Below are 18,566 nucleotides of genomic sequence, written 5' to 3'. Positions count from 1 at the left end.
AACCTATTTTATAGAAACTTTGATCCTGCTCACGAATTAACAAAAAAAAATACCATTTTTGTTGTGGTTATTATGACATTAAAATAAAATTGAAACGTTCCAATTTTTGCTAACATAATGCTAAAACTAGCATAAAAACAATCTAATTATAGATAGGAGAACAATGTGAAACTACAGTTTTTGGGTACTGCCGCCTCTGAAGGTATCCCAAATCCTTTTTGTAAATGTGAAATTTGTGAAAAATCTCGCCAACAAAAAGGTAAAAATATAAGAACTCGAAGTTCGATTCTTATTGATGATATTATGCAAATTGATTTTGCCCCTGAATATAGCTATCAAGTAATGAGAGAAAACATTGACGTTACTAAAATAAAGGACTTATTGTTTACTCATACTCACCCTGACCATTTTAATGTTGGCGATCTGTTTAGTCGTATGGTGGACTATGGATTTAATATCGACCATCCGCTGTATATTTATGGCAATGATATTGCAATAAATGGTTGCTTAAATGTTTTACCTGGATATAGTCCTGAGCGTTTTGTATTTAATTTAGTGGTTCCATTTCAAACTGTTGTGACATCAGCTGGTTATACCGTTACTGCATTGTTGGCTAATCATGCTAAATGGGAATTTTGTTTTATTTATTTAATCGAGAAAGATGGTAAAACCTTACTCCACGGACATGATTCGGGTTATTTTCCTGAGCTAACTTGGCAATGGTTGAAAAATAGCGGTAAAAAAATTGATATGGCAATTTTCGAGTGTACTTACGGCTATAAACAAAATGATAAAACCAATAATCACATGAGTATTGAAACTGTTATTGCAGCTCAAAAACGCATGTTAGAAGAAGGTATTTTTGATTCCAATACTCAACTTATCACTTCTCATCACTCCCATAGTAGTGGCTTCATGCATGATGAATTAGTTGAAATATTTAAACCTTATAATATTCAAGTAGCCTATGATGGCTTAACGAAGATGATTTAATACGGAGCAATATATGTTTAAAATACCACGTTTACTGGTAATGATGTTTTTACAATATTTTGTGCAAGGCGCATGGAATATGGTTATCGGTGCAGTACTTGCTGCTTATGGATTAAAAGAAATTGTTGGTTCTACTTATTCAGTTTTAGGAATTGCAACCATCATTTCGCCACTTTTTATTGGTATGATTGCCGATAGATTCATCGCATCTCAAAAAGTGATGGGGATATTACACATTCTTAATGCCGGTGTTTTATTTATCATTCCTAACTTTGTTGAAAGTGGCAATATTGTCGGCTTTTTAATAATGATATTTATTGTTGGTTTATTATTCTATCCAACAACAGCTTTAGCAAATAGCGTAAGCTTTAGGCATATAGATGGTGTGCGTTGGTTCCCAATTATTCGTGTATTTGGTACTATCGGCTTTATGATAGTAGGATTAATTCTTGGTTACACTGGTTTTTCAAGTTCTATCAATTCATTTTTACTTGCTTCTGGTGCTTCTGTGGTTTACGGCATTTATTGTTTTACTTTACCAAATACGCCACCAACCAGTCGAAATAAAAAATTCTCAATTCGAGATGCTATGTGTTTAGATGCCTTATCTCTTTTTAAAGATAAATATTTCACTATATTCATGCTTTCTACCTTTATCTTAATGATAACTAAAACTGCATATAGTGCTTATTTACCCGTTTATTTGCCTGTATTAGGATTAGAACCAGCATCAATGATGCAAATTGCTATTGCTACAGAAGTGCTATTTATGTTCCTTTTATCTTTCCTATTAGGTCGCTTTGGGTTTAAAAAGATCATCTTATTCGGTGCAATTTGTTGGATAATTCGTAGTATGATGCTATCGTTAGCCGCAACGTCAGACGGTAATATGTTCTTCTATATTATTGGCACTTTATTGTTACAAGGTATTTGTTGGGATTTCTTCTTTACCGCTGGCGATATTTATGTTGATAAAAAAGCTGGCCCAGAAATCAAAGCTCAGGCTCAAGGCTTACGTTTTATTGTTTCTAATGGCTTTGGTGTATTTATGGCGGCATCGGTATGTGGATTTATCAATAATCGTGTTGTTACTGAAAAAACATTACCTAATGCTGGACCTCAATGGCAAGAGTTTTGGATCTATCCAGCTGTAGTTGCAGCAATTGTTGCGGTAGGTTTCTGGTACTTCTTTAGAGACAAAGATGTCATCATGACACCTAAAAAAGTAGAATCAGAATAATCCATTCACAGTTAACGATAAAAAGTTACGTAAACTATGGCTAATAATTATTTATTAGCCATAGTTTTTTCTATCTCAACATTAATCAACTCTATGATTTGCATTGAACTATATTGATTAGTTATCCACTGTGTTAAATATTTGCCAATAATGTTTTCAATCAATCTTAAATTAATCGCATTACCAGTCATACTATTTTCCCGAATACCATTAGTGTATTGTTGTTGTACCACAGGTAACCATGGATAACTCTTAATAATTCTATGATTTTGAAAAATAGATTTTTGTGCCGTGGCGCCACCAAGTAATGCTATTTGTTCACTGATTTCATTAGAATAAAGCCAATCAAAAAAGATTTTAACTTGTTTATCTTTTTGACTATATTTCGACATACCAAGTGATCCACCACCAAATAAAGATTTTCGACCAGGTACTTTTGCATATCCAACTAAAGGTAAAATATTACGATGATTGATATAACTAAATAAATTCATATAAACAATTAACATTGCAAGTTGGCCTTGTTCAAATAAATTTACTGATTCTTGCCACCAAGGTGATTGTATATTTCTTGCTACCTTTATAAATGATTGCAACTGATTTAAAGTATTAAGAGCAATAGTCTTGTTTAAGCCTAATTTATTGCCATTAATTAATTTACCACCTTGAGCATAATAACGAACTAAAAACTCTGATGCAATGAGTTCATAATTGCCTAAAGTAATGCAACTGCCAAATTCTACTTGTGATTCAGGATTGTGTTGTCGACTAAAAAATTGTGCAATTTGATCAAATTCAGTAAAATTTTTAGGAACATTTAGTTGTTGTCGATACCTTTCAAAATAAGCTCGTTTACTTAATGGGTCATTAAATAAATCTTTACGATAAAAAAGCATCTGTACACTTGGGTCAAAAGGAATCGCATAAGCAATATTATTTACATAACTAAAGCGTTCGATGAGTTCTAGTGGGTATTTTGCCAATAAATGATCGAAGTCGATTGCTAATTTTGATAAAGGTTTAAATACTGACGGTGCAAACCAAGGTAATCCAGCCATATCTATTCGAATAATATCGATCTCTTGATGCTGATTAAGTTGATTCAAAATATGATATATTTCGTCGAAGGGCTTAATAATTAAATTAACATTAATACCATACATTTTCTTAAAATGAGGGAGTAATTTTTTGACCGCTTGTGTTGATGGACTTGGTAAGATTAGAAAATTAATGGTTTCATTATGTTTAGTTTTATTTGCTGAATTTGAATCAGGTAATAATGAAAAGCCTTTATTATCGATATTGGTTACAGTTTCTCCCTCTACCAATTTCATAATTTGTTCACTTAATATGCCATAGTTCATATGGTATTGATAGATATTGTCTTCATAATAAAAACTATTGTTCGTTAAAGTATAAATTGGTGGGCAGTCTTGTTGACTACCAAAATAATTCGCATTACGGACGAAATGAGCCCGCTCCATATCCATGGTAATAATGGCATCATACTTTGTCTGCTCATCGGCAAAAAAACTAAATGCTAAATTATAAGTACCGTTAGATGGCTTGGAAGCTATATTATTCAATAGGACTGAATAATTATGTTTTTTAAACTGGCTTTGTAAACCTTTTTTAAAGGATTGAGAATGAGTATGATGTTCTGAATTACTAAATAATCCAATTCGATGATACGATTCGTTGATCAACTCATTAGCAATGTCTTGCCCAGCTTTCTCATAATCTAGTGAAATAAATTGTAATGCAGATAAAGGCTTTCTATAAACAAAAATTATTTTCTCTTTTGGCAACTTAATTTTTTGATAATATTCACTAGCGTCAGATAATGAGCTAACAACTATAACAGCATAATCTCGTTTAACAGCCACCTTTTGAATTAATTGTAACTCAAGATCTTTTGAATCATAGGTTAGATAAAGTGACAACTCATAACCAAGCCGATTAGCTTGATTAAACAAACCATCATATAAATTACTATATTGTTCAGACGTAATATTGGGTAGTATCACCGAAATAGATTTAGTTGTACCTTCTTTTAAATTTTTAGCAGATAGATTAATTTGATAACCTAACCGTTGAATGGCTTGTTCAACCAATTTAATTTTTTTTACACTAACATTACCTCGATCATTAAGTACGTTTGAAACAGTTCCATGAGATACGCCGGCAAGTTTTGCAATATCTTTGATTGTCGCCATTAAGTTATAGACTCCATTAAATTTATTCAGCAATCAAATCGAAATTATTGATCAATAATAAAAATATTTTAGTGATTGGCTAAATACTATTTAAGCCAATTTAACCAACTTTGATTCACAATCTGTTTTTCTAATTTGAAGTATGAATCATCAACTGTACTCGGTAAAAGTTGTAATGATAATTGATGGATTTCATTGCGCATATCAATATAAGCTTTAGTTAACTGTTCAGCTTCTTGGCTATCCATGATTTGATAATTTGCCGCTAATTCTAAAATCCTTACGTTATCACTCCATGTTGTCATTTTAGGATATTGATGAGCATAGTTAAGTACCAGATATTGGGATAAGAATTCAATATCACCAATGCCACCTTCATCAATTTTCAAATTAAATCGATGTTGCTCAGTTGTACCTAAATGGGTCCGCATCTTTTCGCGCATCTCTCTAACTTCGGTTTTTAATACCTTTTCTTCACGAGGTTTACATAAAACATCATGCCTAATTTGGTTGAAGCGTTTAATCAGTTCTATCTCACCATATACAGCTCTAGCTCGGACTAATGCTTGGTGTTCCCATGTCCAAGCTTCATGCATTTGATAGTCATAAAAAGCATTTAAACTACAAGCTAATAAACCTGCATCACCTTGTGGACGTAAACGAACATCAACTTCATAAAGAATTCCAAAGCTGGTGCGAACATTGAAGAGATGAATGATCCTTTGTACTAATCGTAAATAAAATTGGCGACTATCAATTTGTTTATCACCATTAGTCATGCTATCTACAGGGCAATCATGAAGGAATACCAGATCTAAATCTGAACCATAACCCAATTCCCAACCACCTAATTTGCCATAAGCGATAATAACCAATCCTTTTTGATTGTCAGTTAAATGAGTAGGTTTACCATAACGTGCGACCATTTGATTCCATGCTATTTGTACAACAAAATCAATTAGTGATTCTGCAACATAGGTCAAATGATCGCTTACCTTCATAGTATTTAATACCTGTTCAACATCGGCAGCTGCTATATGCAATAATTGCATTTGCTTAAATTGTCTCAGTGCTTCAAGTTGTTGTTCTTCATCATCAACCTCAATACGAAGTAAGTATTGATACAGTTCACTCTTATATTCATTTGGTGAAACAGTTTGATAAAGGGAGTTAATATCTATTAGTTCATCTAACAAAATTGGATAATGAGCTAGTTGCTCACTAATCATTGGCGAGGCACTACATAAACGAATTAACTGCTTCAATGCTGTTGGATATTCAAGGAGTAATTCTAAATAAGTTGTTCGGCTAACAATATTAACTAATAAATGTAAGATTCGTGATAATAGTACTAATGTGTTTTTATCAGTACAAACCAACTCCAATAATCGTGGCATCAATTGGTCAAGTATTTCACGACCTCGTACTCCAATTGTCCGTTTACCAATATCATCACGAAACTGACAAATCATTTGATATAATTTTTCAGCATCATCATGTGAGTAAGAAGTCAGTACTGATGTAACATCACTTAATTGCAAATCTGGCACCCAAAGATCATCAAATTGTTCATTGTATTGCTTAGAATTAGATACTGATTCAGATGTATCTTCACCGATAAGTTGATTAAATACTTGTCGATTAAATTGCATTCTTTTAGCAAGATCAAATTCAAATTCATACCAATCATTAAAGTTCATACTAGTGGCAATACGAATTCGATCCAGCTCATCGTCTGGCAATGCTTGTGTTTGCTCGTCATGTATAGCTTGAAGTAAATTCTCACAACGACGTAAAAACAAATAATTTTCTCGCAAAGTGTCTACTTCATTCACGCTAAGTAACGATTCTTGTTCTATTACTTGTAAGGCGGTTAATAAAGAGCGAGTTTGTAGGCCCACGACGCGCCCACCACGTATAAGTTGAAAAACTTGTACAATAAATTCAATTTCACGAATACCACCAGCACCAAGTTTGATATTGTTAGTCAAGCCGCGACGCCGAACTTCACGCTCTATCATACTTTTCATATTTCGTAATGACTGCAATACACTGAAATCAATATAACGGCGGTAAACAAATGGTTTTAACATTTGGTAAAGCTCTTTGGTGTAGGGATCTTGCTGATCACCAAGTATTTTTGCTTTTACCATAGCATAACGTTCCCAGTCTCTTCCCTGCTCTTGATAATAATCTTCCATAGCAGAAAAACTTAAAACCAACGGACCGCCATCACCAAGCGGACGTAAACGCATATCAACGCGGTAGACAAAACCATCTTCAGTAATTTGGTCTAGTGTTTTAATTAATCGTTGCCCTAAACGAGTAAAAAACACAGCATTATCTAATTCTCGTCTCCCACCTTGAGTTTGTCCATGTTCAGGGTAGGTAAAGATAAGATCAATATCTGATGAAAAATTCAGTTCACCACCACCTAATTTTCCCATGCCTAAAATAAGTAAAGGTTGTGCTTGCCCTTGTAAATTACATGGAGTTCCCCATTCTTTACAACTAAGCTCATAAAGCCAATCACGTGCGGTGATAATAATCACTTCAGCTAGCTGCGTAAGTTGTAATAAAATTTGCTCATCATTACTTGTTTGGGTTAATTGTGACCATTCAAGCCTTACCAGAATATAGCGCCTAAATAATCTTAATACCTTCATTAGCGCTAATTCATCAAATACTGATGCTAGTCTTTCATTTAACCATTGTTGATAGAAACATCTTTCATCAGCTTGAGGGGGATGAATAATAATATCTGTCAGCCACTCGGGAAATCGATAAAAAGCATCAATCAGAAAATCACTTTGTAGCAAAATATTAAGGTTATCAAGTACTTCTTTTGAATCACATTGTGACAATTGAGATATAATCTTTTCTTTTTGCTGAGCAATTAATGGTGAAACTAACGAGCTTGGCTGGGACATAATAAGCACTCACTTAAAATATTTATATATTGATAAAATCACCTATTTAAATATTATAAATGACTTTTTACATACCGATATCTTTTTATTGAACTATATTGTAAAAAATCATATCAATTGTTTTTATGCAATGAGTTAATTAGTTAATAAGCATGGTTAATATGAATAGGGTACAATCAATTTAGAGTAATAATATTTATTCTAAAAAAATAATTTAACCAATTAATTAAAATAAAAAAAGTGACTGTATTTGCAAGTCACTTTATATTAGTAAATAATTTTTGTGTTAACAAATAAACAACAATTCATTATGAGAAGCTATATCGGTACCCCATGTTAACTTGTTTTTGATCAAATTTATTGCCCAGAGAATAAACCACATCAGCATAAATATTATGATGATTATTAAATTGCATATTAACACCAATCCCGTTATCCCACCAATTGCCAGCAAAATCATATTTTTCTTTTGCTGTATGGTTAAATACATAAGATGTTTGGCCAGCAAACTCTTTCACATAGCCTGTTTTTAGATATACATCAATAATGTTATTATCTTGTGAAAAGTTGTTACCTAAGATAATGCTTGCTCGACTATGTAATGAATTGTAACTGTTTAATTCGGTTCTTAAACCATTAGTTGCTTTAATTACCGTGCTACCCTGACGGGAATAGGTTAGTTGTGTTTGTGGTTCAATATACCAACCTTGATTTGAATTCAATGCTGGAGAAAGGTAGAATCGTTGCCCAACTTCTATTCCTATTGAAACACCATTAGTATTGCCATCACCTTTTACTAAATATCCACCTCCAGTAGTTGTATTAAATTTATTCTTCATTATCATATACTTGGCTAAAGCATCGATATACAATCCAGATTGATCTAGAATGGTACCATAGATTGCTGCATAATAGCCTGTTGTGTTTCCATCACCTACATGATGATCGATATTTCCTCGACTGTAACCGCCCATAAATCCATAATATACATCCTGTCTGTTATCTTCTATTCTTCGATCTATACCGAGCTGTAAACCATAATAATTCATAGCAAAATCAGACAAACGATTATCATTAAACGAGCTTAATTTGCCACTATAAATATGCCCCCAAGCATCTCCAGCAACTGTTTCATTTCTGCGAAGTTTTCCCATTCGTTGATGTAAAGTTTGCGTTTCTATGTAACTGAGCAAATAATTTGAATTAAGAATATTAGCTGCATTTTGAGCAGTATTTGTTAAATGAGGCTTACTTGGTTTTATAGGATTAGCTGATTCCGAATTTGTTGCTGACAATACCCAATCTTCTGAGCCATTATTACGTTCGTTAGTAACTTTAGTTAATTTATTAAATTGATACGGACCAATATCAATTGATGGGGAAATTAAGTTAAACTTAGCGCCACCACCTTCAGTTTCAACTAAAGTCATTTTTTCATTACCATTAACCATTGCGGAACCAGTATAATCATCTTTAATTGAAATATTATGCTCCCCTGTCGCTTGCAAAGATCCGGTAATTTTAATTAAATCATTAGCAAAATTATTGCCTAATGATGTCCGTAATTCAAATAATCCATTGCCAGATAATGAGTTTGCGGTTAAAAGCATGCTGTTTGAACCGTTAAGATTGTTGATCCTACTTGGTGTTTCATAATCGTAACCAAAACTAATTTTAGCATTATTATTTAATATTAAAGAATCAATATATGAACTATCTGTCATTCGCCATTGGCTTTGACTACCTGTCATTGTAACATTGATATTACCTTTTTCTTCAGGAGTTTCATTGAGCGCATTATTGATCGCTGTCAATAAAAGCGAACCATCAGTTAAATCAAGATCTATTTGCCCTTTATCTTTAGCATAAATATCCCCTTTTATATACGATTTTCCTTGAACAGTTACTTGTCCTGTATTCGCATATATGGCTTTATGGCTGTTATGATTAACCGAGACAATGTTATTAGTATTTGTACCACTATTGATAGATATTTTACCGGCACTTTGTTCCATTTCAATCGCGTTTCCATTGGCGGTTATTACATCTAATCCATTATTAAAATTAATAACACTGTCAGCATTTGGATTTGCTCCAACTTGTTCTTGTGCTGAAACTCCAACGGAGTTAGCCCCAGTCATATTAATCGTTACTTTATCATTAAAGTTTAAATTTATACCAATCGCATTAGGATTATTATTGAGTAGAGATAAAATACCATAACTACTATCTCCTATGGACTGAATAATTACTTCACCATCAAAGTTCCCATCAGTCTTAATTGTGTTTGAACCATTGTAGGCTCGAATTCCAATAAAACTATGATTTGCTACACCGGTACCATCTATTATTACTTTTTTTGCAAAATTACCTTTACCACCACTGGCTAAATAAATTCCAGTACCATCTTGAACATTTAAGCGAATATCACTTAAAACATCAACTTTTCCACCAGAATGAGCATGGATATTAAATGCGCTATTATAGTTACCCGTTCCATTAGTTTGGATAACAAACTCATCTAATCCACTATCAATAGTTATTTTTTTACCAGCAACTTGCGACTTAATAGCTGATATTTTATTTTTTGCCAAATTGATATGTGGTAGTGAACTATCTGTTAAATTCTGAATAACAATATCATCAGTTGTAACTGCAATACCTTTTTCAGTGTATTCCCCAATATTATTAGCATCAATGATGGTTAAGGCATTTGAAAAATTAGAGGTGATTAGACAAGTCCCGAATGTTAATTTGACCAATAGGTTAATTTTATTTGAATTACTATTAAGCACAAAACCTCCATATTTATTATAATTTCTATTCATTAGATTATTAAACTCAATGTGCACAATAAAAAACTAATTAATTGTTATACTTGAATTTTAAGATAATGATAAAATAACAAAAATAGATCATGAATGTCTATGCTAATTGCTTGATTATATGAGTGAATAGCGTTTTTTTGTACTAAAACGAAAAAAATGGCGAATCTTAATGAAATATAACCTAAATTTTGGTTATTTATCATCAGATTGATATAGGTTTACTTTGAGAGGGAAAAAGTCAAACAAATTTATTCTATTATAGAATCTTAATTTTCCTTTTTTGAATCAAAAAAAAGTTTTGCCATAGTTCTAACCATTAGGCTACTTACAATAAATAACATCACTATTATTACCCAACAACAGGTAATCAATGTTGGAGTATTAGGTAAACTATAATATATTTGTAAAAGTTCAAACATTCGGATACAAATAAAAATAATAAATACAAGCAATATACAGTTTAAGATAAAGGTACTTAGTGAACTAATAATTAGCCTTGTTAGGTTTAAACTTTCTGTTACCCCTTTAAAGCATCTTCTTAACAAAAAATAACCCAGCAAATTAGTAATTAATAAAAATATAATCAAAATACCTAATTCTATAATAATGCTATATGAACTGTAATCAATATATCTATCAAGCACAAAAAATGAAATAAATAAAGTGATAAAGTAACAATTATAAAGTGAAATAAATACGCCAAGATGTAACTTTTGACTTTCAATTTGCGTTAATCCACTATCATTATGTATATATTTGTAATTAAGAAATTTAACACTAAAAAAAGTTAAAATTGTTATGAAAAGATAACTCATCACTACTTTTGTACAGTTAAATATGTCAATTATAGAAATAAAATATATATCTATACCTGCATATTGCTGATCAATAAACATCCACTTATTAATATAAGTCCGATAAAACCATCTTCCTACTATTTCACTCAAGACAATTAATATGGCTATAATGAAAGTATTAATAATATTTTTTCGATTGATTATATTAATAGAATATTTATTCAATAAAACGATGGCAACAATAAAAAGTATAATTGAATTCGGTAACTGTAAATAGAAGTTAACTGAAAGTCGTTGAATAATTCCTTTACTTATCTGAAAAAATGTCAAATCAGATGCAGTAAAATAATTATTAATTACAATGAAATAGGCTGTAAACAAAACAATATTTACAAGCCAATAAAATAAAACAAATAATAAAGGTAATTTGAATAACGTTTTTTTCATTTTTATAACTATTTTTTATCCGCTTTATTTATTTCAGTAATTAACATGAGTTTTACTTTTGTATTGATTTCACTATAAGCAAAATTTTCGACCGAGTCGATATATGGAATGGCTGTTTGCCAATGATGAAATTCAGGTCCTATTGACAAGTTTTGGCTAATTAGCATTTCATTTATTTGAGTTACTAGCTGTTGATAATAGGTTAAATCATTATTTTCTAACGCATATTCTTCATGCTGTTGCCAAAAATCTAACACGCTTGATAAATCATTTAGCTTTGTCACAGAAATCATAGTTGGCGTAAAAGATAAGTTGTTTAATAAACGATAACCACGAGAAGCTTTACTTTGCGAAAATAAATGTAAATGGAATCGGCTTAATTCAATAGCAAAATTAATTAAATCCAATTTATTACCCTGTTTTATTTCGAGCTCAATCTCTTGAATAGGTATCAATTTTCCGTTTGAGGTAATTTGGCCTTGATCTAATGCCACTTCTATTTCACTATTCGCAAATGAAATTAACCAAGTTTGACGTTTAAAGTTAGTAGTAAACAGAGGGATTATTTCTTGTTGTAACAGTTTTATATCACAATTAGCGGGTAATGCTCCTTTTGGTAACACACTCAAATCAAGTTTATCATCAGGAAGCGATTCATTAAACTCAATTCGTTCGTGTAATCCTCCGACAGATTTCCCTTTTGATTTTAATGTCATTTCAAAATGCTTACCGTTAGCATCTTCGCTTATTCTAACTCGTAAACCACAACCATTGTGACGTAGAAAATAATCTTCGCTATCATAATAAGTATTAATCAAATTTAATTGATTAACTAGTGTTCTTGATCCTTGCGAAGAAAATTCTGCTTCATCACAACATACCCATTGATTTAAATAAAGTTGCAGCTCTGCTATATCAGCTTGATTAATCTGAAACTTTAATTCAATTTCATTACTCATTCGTCTGTTTTTTATCAGTTATTTTGTTATATGATATACTGATTATTTTCAGAAATATAGCCAATCATTAATTAATAGACAATGTCTGTTTTTGTAGGCTATAAAGCTTAGTAAATAAGCCATTTTTAGCCATTAATTGCTGATAATTGCCTTGTTCTACAATTGAACCTTGATCTAAGACAATAATATTATCAGCACCAACGATAGTTTTTAAGCGATGAGCAATAACAATGACAGTTCTATCTTTTACTAGATTAGCAATGGCTTCTTGAATATAAACTTCATTTTCAGGATCCAAAGAAGCGGTAGCTTCATCAAGCAAAATAATAGGTGCATTTTTTAATAATGCTCTCGCAATTGAGATACGTTGCCGTTCACCGCCAGAAAGTTTACTACCGTTTTCACCAATTAATGTATTCCAACCATCTGGTAATCGAGCTACTAGCTCATCACATCTAGCGATTTTAGCCACATGTTTTACCTCTTCATCAGTAGCATTATGCCTACCAATTCGAATATTATTCATAATAGTATCATCAAACAATACCACCTTCTGAAAAACAAAAGCCATTGAATGCATTAATGTTTCCGGATCTATTTGCTTAATATCTTGATTATCTATAGTGATTTTTCCTGAATTTACATCCCAGAAACGAGCAATCAACTGTAATAAGGTACTTTTACCACTACCAGATGGCCCAACTAGTGCTGTCATTTTTCCTTCAGGTATAGCGCAACTTACATTATTAATAACACTTGTCTGATTATAGGAAAAATTAATCTGATCAATATTGATATTATAATTAGTAAAAGTCACATCATCTCTACCTTCCATAATAGGTTCATTTTGCAGACTCTTCATTCTATCGATTGAAACCAGCATATAGAACAGTTCAGGTAATAATGTTAAAACTGAAATTAATGGACTATAAATTCGCGAACTAATAATCACAAAAGCAATAAAAGTAATTGGATCCAAACTTCCAGAAACCATTAAGGTTACCCCGAGTAAAACAACAATACCTAAACCCACTTGTAATGTCATAGTAGACAAAGTAACAATAATTCCACCTATTCCTTCAAACTTAATCGATGCCCACATCATATTTTTCAGTGCTTTATCTAAACGTTTGAATTTTTTACCACTTAATCCAAAACCTTTTATGATTTTTATACCATCAAGATATTCTTGAACCTCATCGGAAACAGCTAATTTCGCTTGAACATGTTTTTCCCCCAATTTTTGTTCGAGTCTTTTACCAGCAACAACAATAATAATAGCTATGGGCAAAGTACAAAAAATTGCTGCAGCCATCCGCCAATCATAGAATGCTAATAAACAACAAGTTATTAGACTACTAACAGAATATCCTATTAATTGCGGTATAACATGGCTAAGCATATTTTCAATAACCGCACAATCGCCCATAATGTTTGCGGTAAGTTCAGAAAGATCTTTTCGATTAAAAAAGCTCAGAGGTAATTTGCGAAGTTTTTCAGCGACCGCAATTCGAGTATTGGCAGCTTGACTAAAAGCATTAGTGTAAGTCTTTTTATATTCTCTTTTATAACATACTAAAAACAAAATCGCAGATAACACACCGAAGCCTGCCATTATCCAAAGATAATAAACATTCACTGGTATTTGGTTAGTTAAAGGCTCAATTAACAACATAATTACCTGTAATAAAATTATGAAAGGCAACATTAATGTTAAATTGGACAATGTACAAGCAATAATCGCTTGATTAAGATTTTTACTTTCTATATCGGACAACATCAATATTTTTTTAAACATGTGCTACCTCATCATTATGACAAGAGTGATCTGAATGACAATTATTAGCAGAATTTGGTTGATCCATTTGCCAATCTAATGTTTGCTTGTAATATTGCCACATTTTGTAATAGGTATTTTGTTTATAAATAAGTTGCTGGAGGGTTCCTTTTTCAACAATACTTCCTTTATCTAATACCACAATTTGATCGGCATCTTTTATTGTTGATAGACGATGGGCAATCATAATAACGGTTTTACCTTCCATTAATACTTTTAAGGCAAGTTGAATTTTGTATTCATTTTCAGGATCAGCAAAAGATGTAGCTTCATCAAGAATCAGTATAGGTGAGTTTTTTAGTAATGCTCGAGCAATTGCTAATCGTTGCATTTCTCCGCCAGACAGATGCAATCCTTTAGAGCCTATTACAGACTGATAGCCATCTGGTAATTTTTCAATAAAATCATAACACTGAGCAGCTTTAGATGCAGCAATAACTTCGTCTAGATCGGCATCTGGTTTGCCTATTTTAATATTATCTAAAATTGTTTGTTTAAAAAGAAAAACATCTTGAAACACAAAACTAACTAATGACAATAAATATTCACTACTCATTTGTTTGATATCTACACCACCAATGGTTATTGCTCCTTCCTCAGGATCAAAAAAGCGCGGAATAAGTAGTGAAATGGTACTTTTGCCACTACCAGAAAGCCCAACTAATGCGGTGGTTGTTCCCTGTTTGGCAGTAAAAGAGATATGATTGAGGGCATTACTCTCTAAAGAATCATTATCTTTATTCTCATTATAAGAGAATGTAACATCATTAAAACAAATATCATAATTATCAACTTCTAGGCCTGATTCCGGTTCAGCCAATGATTTTATATTGAGAACATTATCCATATTTTCAACACTTTTAACTGCTCTTTGAAAACTTTGTGATACATATAAAAGTTTGAAAAAAGGTGCCGGCAAAGCCAGTGAGAAAATTAAATAGAAAATAGATGACAAAATAAAATTGGCATAATTTTCTGTTGTACCTAATAATAAAATCATTACGGGAATAATAAAAAGATAGATATTATTTAATATGAGCAAAAACAGTGCCATATGATATTTAAAACAATCTATAAACTTAAGACAATATTGTTGATAAGCTTTGATAGATTCATAAAAGCGTTTAAAAGAAAAGAAAGTTTGATTAAAAGCTTTAACCACTGTTATACCACGAATATATTCAACTGAAGCATTACTCATATCAATTAATCGGGTTTGAAACTCTTGCATATTGTTTTTAATTTCTTTACGACGATAACCACTTTTTAAAACAATATAAGCTAAGATGATTGGTACCAATGTTGCCAAGCCTAAACGCCAATCGAAAATGGCTAAAATAATAAAAATAATAATTGGAGTAGCAAATGAACCGATCATATCAGGCAATTGGTGTGCAATAAAAATCTCTATTTTTTCAATATCATCATCAACAATTTTTCGTAATTCGCCACTTGAATGATTAGTATAAAATCCGAGAGGTAAACATGATAAATATCTAATAAAATTGTACTTTAAATGATAAAGCGTTTTAAATGCAGCAATATGCGAAAGACAAAGTGCAACAAAATTTAAAAATATTGAAGATGCCGCAGAAATAAAAGCTAACCAACCATAATTGATAATAAGTTCATTATTTAATGTAGTGTTGTTGGCTAAACTGATAATTATTTCATAAACAATGTAATATACTGAAATAAAAGGAACAAAAGCAGTAGCAACACTTAAGATTGAAAGTAAACAAGATAAAATTATTAGTACTTTATATCGAAAAGCAAGTTGCCAAAGGCGAGAAGTAGGATTGTTATTACACGTTTTCATAAAACAAACACTCCATTATGGTAATAATAATCATTATCAATTATAAAATTTAAAATAACAATTATTTTTGCCCCTACTTTGATTTATATTGGCTATTACTATTATAGATATTACAGACAAAAAAGGACCATCCTATTTATGACCATAATATTAAGATTATAAATAAGATAGTAAAATTTTTGATTATTCAAATAATTATTTGACAACTCGGAAAGGATTAGCTGGTTTTGGTTTAATATTTTCTACAGGTTGGTTCACTCCTTCTCTAAGAGCTTTATAATGTGGCTCATCCTCAAATCCCATACCAACACCATTTTCACGAGCATAAATAGCTTCAATAGCCGCCATTGGTACAACAATATGTTGAGGAGCACCAGAAAACCTAGCATTAAATTCGATTTGTTCATTATTAGCTAAATACTGCCCGACCGATTGCGGGGCAATATTAAGTACTATTTGATTATCTTTTATAAACTCTTGCGGTACTAATACACCATATACAGAAGTATCAACCACAATATACGGAGTTAATTCATTATCTAAGATCCAGTCATAAAAAGCCCTGAAGATATAAGGGCGACGAGGAGTCATGTTATCAATTTCCATAACGGCTACCTTGTTTAATTGCTAATCTGTCGTTAGATAAAAAATAAACTATTACGCTCTAATTTTCTTTTCATCTTCAGTTAAAGAGCTTATAAAAGCTGGTCGTTCAAAAATTCGAGCCATATAAGCAAGATAATTTTTCTCGGCAACTTTTGGCAACTCAATACCAATCATAGGTAAACGCCAAAGCAAAGGAGCAAAATAACAATCACATAATGTAAAATCATCACTCATAAAGTAATCTTTTTCTTTAAACATTATGGAGATTGATACTAAATCATCAAGTAAATTTTTACGAGCTTGTTTAGCTGCTTCACTATCCGGATTAGCTAAAATTGTTTCGTAAGCGCTATACCATTCTTTCTTAATGCGATACATGGTTAATCGAGAATTCGCTCTTACAATTGGGTAAACAGGCATTAGCGGTGGATGAGGAAAACGTTCATCCAAATATTCTAATGCAATATGAGGTTCATATAAGGTAAGGTCACGATCAATTAGTGTTGGAATTGAACCGTAGGGATTTAAATCCAATAATTCTTGAGGTAGATTATCTGCTGTAACAAACTCGATTTCAGCTGTTACCCCTTTTTCTGCCAACACAAAACGAATCTGATGGCCATAAATATCTGTTGTATCACAAAATAATGTCATTACAGAACGTTTATTAACAGCAACAACCATGGTCACTCCAAATATGCAAAAAGTTAAAATAAGTTTATATTAATAACTATTCTAACAAATTGGATAACAAATTTGTTAAAAAAAATGAATTTTCTTTTTGTTTTTTTCTCAGATTTGTACTTTTTTCATCTTATAAACAGATTATATTTTTTGAGGAGAATAAAAGATTTATAATATATTATATTGAATAATAATAAGTTATTTTTGATTTGGGTGATTATTATCTATAATTTATATCGTAATAAATAAAACTGAAAAAAAACCCAGCTTGTGCTGGGTTTTGAAACAAATTTGTAACGTAGCAATTAACGTTTACTGAATTGTGGACGACGACGAGCTTTGCGTAGACCCACTTTTTTACGTTCAACTTGACGTGCATCACGAGTAACAAAGCCCGCTTGACGTAATGAAGAGCGTAAAGTTTCATCATATTCCATTAATGCACGAGTAATACCGTGACGAATCGCACCAGCTTGACCTGAAATACCACCACCTTTAACTGTGATGTAAAGATCAAGTTTGTCAGTCATTTCAACTAACTCAAGTGGTTGCATAACAACCATACGAGCTGTATCACGACCGAAATATTGCTCTAATGAACGTTTATTAATAACGATATTTCCACTACCTGGTTTGATAAACACTCGAGCAGCGGAACTTTTGCGGCGACCTGTACCGTAATATTGATTATCAGCCATCTTCTATCCCCTTAAATATCTAATACTTGCGGTTGTTGTGCCGCATGATTGTGCTCACTACCAGCATAAACTTTTAGTTTACGGTACATTGCACGACCAAGAGGACCTTTCGGTAACATGCCTTTTACAGCAATTTCGATGACTTGTTCAGGATGACGTTCAATCATTTCTTTAAAAGTCGCTTCTTTAAGTCCACCGATGTAACCAGTATGACGATAATAGATCTTATCAGTGCGTTTTTTGCCTGTTACAGCAACTTTTTCTGCATTGATAACGATAATATAGTCACCTGTATCAACATGTGGTGTATATTCTGCTTTGTGTTTACCACGCAAACGGCTTGCGATTTCAGTAGCTAAACGACCTAACGTTTTACCTGCTGCATCAACAACATACCAGTCGCGTTTAACTGTTTCTGGTTTAGCTGAAAAAGTACTCATTCGTATTTATCCAAATTTTAATTAATCTCACGTTAATAAATCATTTGATTTATTTACACTTTTTGATTGCTA

The 18,566-nt window shown here is 31.9% G+C and carries 13 protein-coding genes; 2 read left to right on the top strand and 11 right to left on the bottom strand.

Features of this window, described 5'->3' with window-relative positions; translation table 11 throughout:
• Positions 1-165: 165 nt before the first annotated feature.
• Both AC5LWZ_RS05300 and AC5LWZ_RS05295 read left to right on the top strand, forming a co-directional pair.
• A complete protein-coding gene (locus AC5LWZ_RS05300) occupies positions 166-993 on the top strand; it encodes an MBL fold metallo-hydrolase (protein WP_493464109.1) in 828 nt (275 codons plus the stop codon).
• Between the two features lie 13 nt (positions 994-1,006).
• A complete protein-coding gene (locus AC5LWZ_RS05295; RefSeq protein ID WP_086359763.1) occupies positions 1,007-2,233 on the top strand; it encodes an MFS transporter in 1,227 nt (408 codons plus the stop codon).
• 47 nt (positions 2,234-2,280) lie between these two features.
• Here the strand turns inward: AC5LWZ_RS05295 and AC5LWZ_RS05290 are convergent, their stop codons facing one another.
• The 11 genes from AC5LWZ_RS05290 to rplM form a co-directional block, all read right to left on the bottom strand.
• Positions 2,281-4,449 (bottom strand): extracellular solute-binding protein, encoded by a 2,169-nt coding sequence (locus AC5LWZ_RS05290; RefSeq protein WP_198199356.1) that lies wholly within the window; start codon positions 4,447-4,449, stop codon positions 2,281-2,283.
• Positions 4,450-4,535: 86 nt separating this feature from the next.
• A complete protein-coding gene (gene glnE, locus AC5LWZ_RS05285; RefSeq protein ID WP_493464108.1) occupies positions 4,536-7,379 on the bottom strand; it encodes a bifunctional [glutamate--ammonia ligase]-adenylyl-L-tyrosine phosphorylase/[glutamate--ammonia-ligase] adenylyltransferase in 2,844 nt (947 codons plus the stop codon).
• 308 nt (positions 7,380-7,687) lie between these two features.
• The gene (locus tag AC5LWZ_RS05280; RefSeq protein WP_493464107.1) at positions 7,688-10,174 is read right to left on the bottom strand and encodes an autotransporter outer membrane beta-barrel domain-containing protein; all 2,487 of its coding nucleotides are present in this window, start codon (positions 10,172-10,174) and stop codon (positions 7,688-7,690) included.
• A gap of 299 nt (positions 10,175-10,473) precedes the next feature.
• A complete protein-coding gene (locus AC5LWZ_RS05275) occupies positions 10,474-11,451 on the bottom strand; it encodes a hypothetical protein (RefSeq protein ID WP_110448200.1) in 978 nt (325 codons plus the stop codon).
• Positions 11,452-11,459: 8 nt separating this feature from the next.
• The gene (locus tag AC5LWZ_RS05270; protein WP_198246996.1) at positions 11,460-12,410 is read right to left on the bottom strand and encodes a CYTH domain-containing protein; all 951 of its coding nucleotides are present in this window, start codon (positions 12,408-12,410) and stop codon (positions 11,460-11,462) included.
• A gap of 67 nt (positions 12,411-12,477) precedes the next feature.
• Positions 12,478-14,208 (bottom strand): ABC transporter ATP-binding protein, encoded by a 1,731-nt coding sequence (locus AC5LWZ_RS05265; RefSeq protein WP_493464106.1) that lies wholly within the window; start codon positions 14,206-14,208, stop codon positions 12,478-12,480.
• The gene (locus AC5LWZ_RS05260) at positions 14,201-16,066 is read right to left on the bottom strand and encodes an ABC transporter ATP-binding protein (protein WP_493464105.1); all 1,866 of its coding nucleotides are present in this window, start codon (positions 16,064-16,066) and stop codon (positions 14,201-14,203) included. The genes AC5LWZ_RS05265 and AC5LWZ_RS05260 overlap by 8 nt, the downstream gene beginning before the upstream one ends.
• A gap of 195 nt (positions 16,067-16,261) precedes the next feature.
• Complete coding sequence (locus tag AC5LWZ_RS05255; RefSeq protein WP_493464104.1) at positions 16,262-16,672, bottom strand: ClpXP protease specificity-enhancing factor; 411 nt, start codon at positions 16,670-16,672, stop codon at positions 16,262-16,264.
• 51 nt (positions 16,673-16,723) lie between these two features.
• Positions 16,724-17,356, bottom strand: coding sequence for a stringent starvation protein SspA (sspA, locus tag AC5LWZ_RS05250; RefSeq protein WP_086359756.1), 633 nt, complete (start codon positions 17,354-17,356; stop codon positions 16,724-16,726).
• A gap of 305 nt (positions 17,357-17,661) precedes the next feature.
• Entirely contained in the window at positions 17,662-18,054 is a 393-nt protein-coding gene (gene rpsI / locus AC5LWZ_RS05245; RefSeq protein WP_034901366.1) for a 30S ribosomal protein S9, read from the bottom strand.
• 11 nt (positions 18,055-18,065) lie between these two features.
• A complete protein-coding gene (gene rplM, locus AC5LWZ_RS05240) occupies positions 18,066-18,494 on the bottom strand; it encodes a 50S ribosomal protein L13 (protein ID WP_034901369.1) in 429 nt (142 codons plus the stop codon).
• Positions 18,495-18,566: the final 72 nt, after the last annotated feature.

The sequence above is a fragment of the Gilliamella sp. LMG 34362 genome (assembly GCF_984569125.1).
The sequence above is the reverse complement of the archived record's forward strand: the minus strand, read 5'-3'. Positions and strand labels throughout refer to the sequence as shown.

What these genes read in the sequence shown, in the direction of transcription:
- AC5LWZ_RS05295 (WP_086359763.1), top strand. Translation starts at nt 1,007, where the DNA reads ATGTTTAAAATACCACGTTTACTGGTAATGATGTTTTTACAATATTTT.
- AC5LWZ_RS05290 (WP_198199356.1), bottom strand. Translation starts at nt 4,449, where the DNA reads ATGGCGACAATCAAAGATATTGCAAAACTTGCCGGCGTATCTCATGGA.
- glnE (WP_493464108.1), bottom strand. Translation starts at nt 7,379, where the DNA reads ATGTCCCAGCCAAGCTCGTTAGTTTCACCATTAATTGCTCAGCAAAAA.
- AC5LWZ_RS05275 (WP_110448200.1), bottom strand. Translation starts at nt 11,451, where the DNA reads ATGAAAAAAACGTTATTCAAATTACCTTTATTATTTGTTTTATTTTAT.
- AC5LWZ_RS05270 (WP_198246996.1), bottom strand. Translation starts at nt 12,410, where the DNA reads ATGAGTAATGAAATTGAATTAAAGTTTCAGATTAATCAAGCTGATATA.
- AC5LWZ_RS05265 (WP_493464106.1), bottom strand. Translation starts at nt 14,208, where the DNA reads ATGTTTAAAAAAATATTGATGTTGTCCGATATAGAAAGTAAAAATCTT.
- AC5LWZ_RS05260 (WP_493464105.1), bottom strand. Translation starts at nt 16,066, where the DNA reads ATGAAAACGTGTAATAACAATCCTACTTCTCGCCTTTGGCAACTTGCT.
- AC5LWZ_RS05255 (WP_493464104.1), bottom strand. Translation starts at nt 16,672, where the DNA reads ATGGAAATTGATAACATGACTCCTCGTCGCCCTTATATCTTCAGGGCT.
- sspA (WP_086359756.1), bottom strand. Translation starts at nt 17,356, where the DNA reads ATGGTTGTTGCTGTTAATAAACGTTCTGTAATGACATTATTTTGTGAT.
- rpsI (WP_034901366.1), bottom strand. Translation starts at nt 18,054, where the DNA reads ATGGCTGATAATCAATATTACGGTACAGGTCGCCGCAAAAGTTCCGCT.
- rplM (WP_034901369.1), bottom strand. Translation starts at nt 18,494, where the DNA reads ATGAGTACTTTTTCAGCTAAACCAGAAACAGTTAAACGCGACTGGTAT.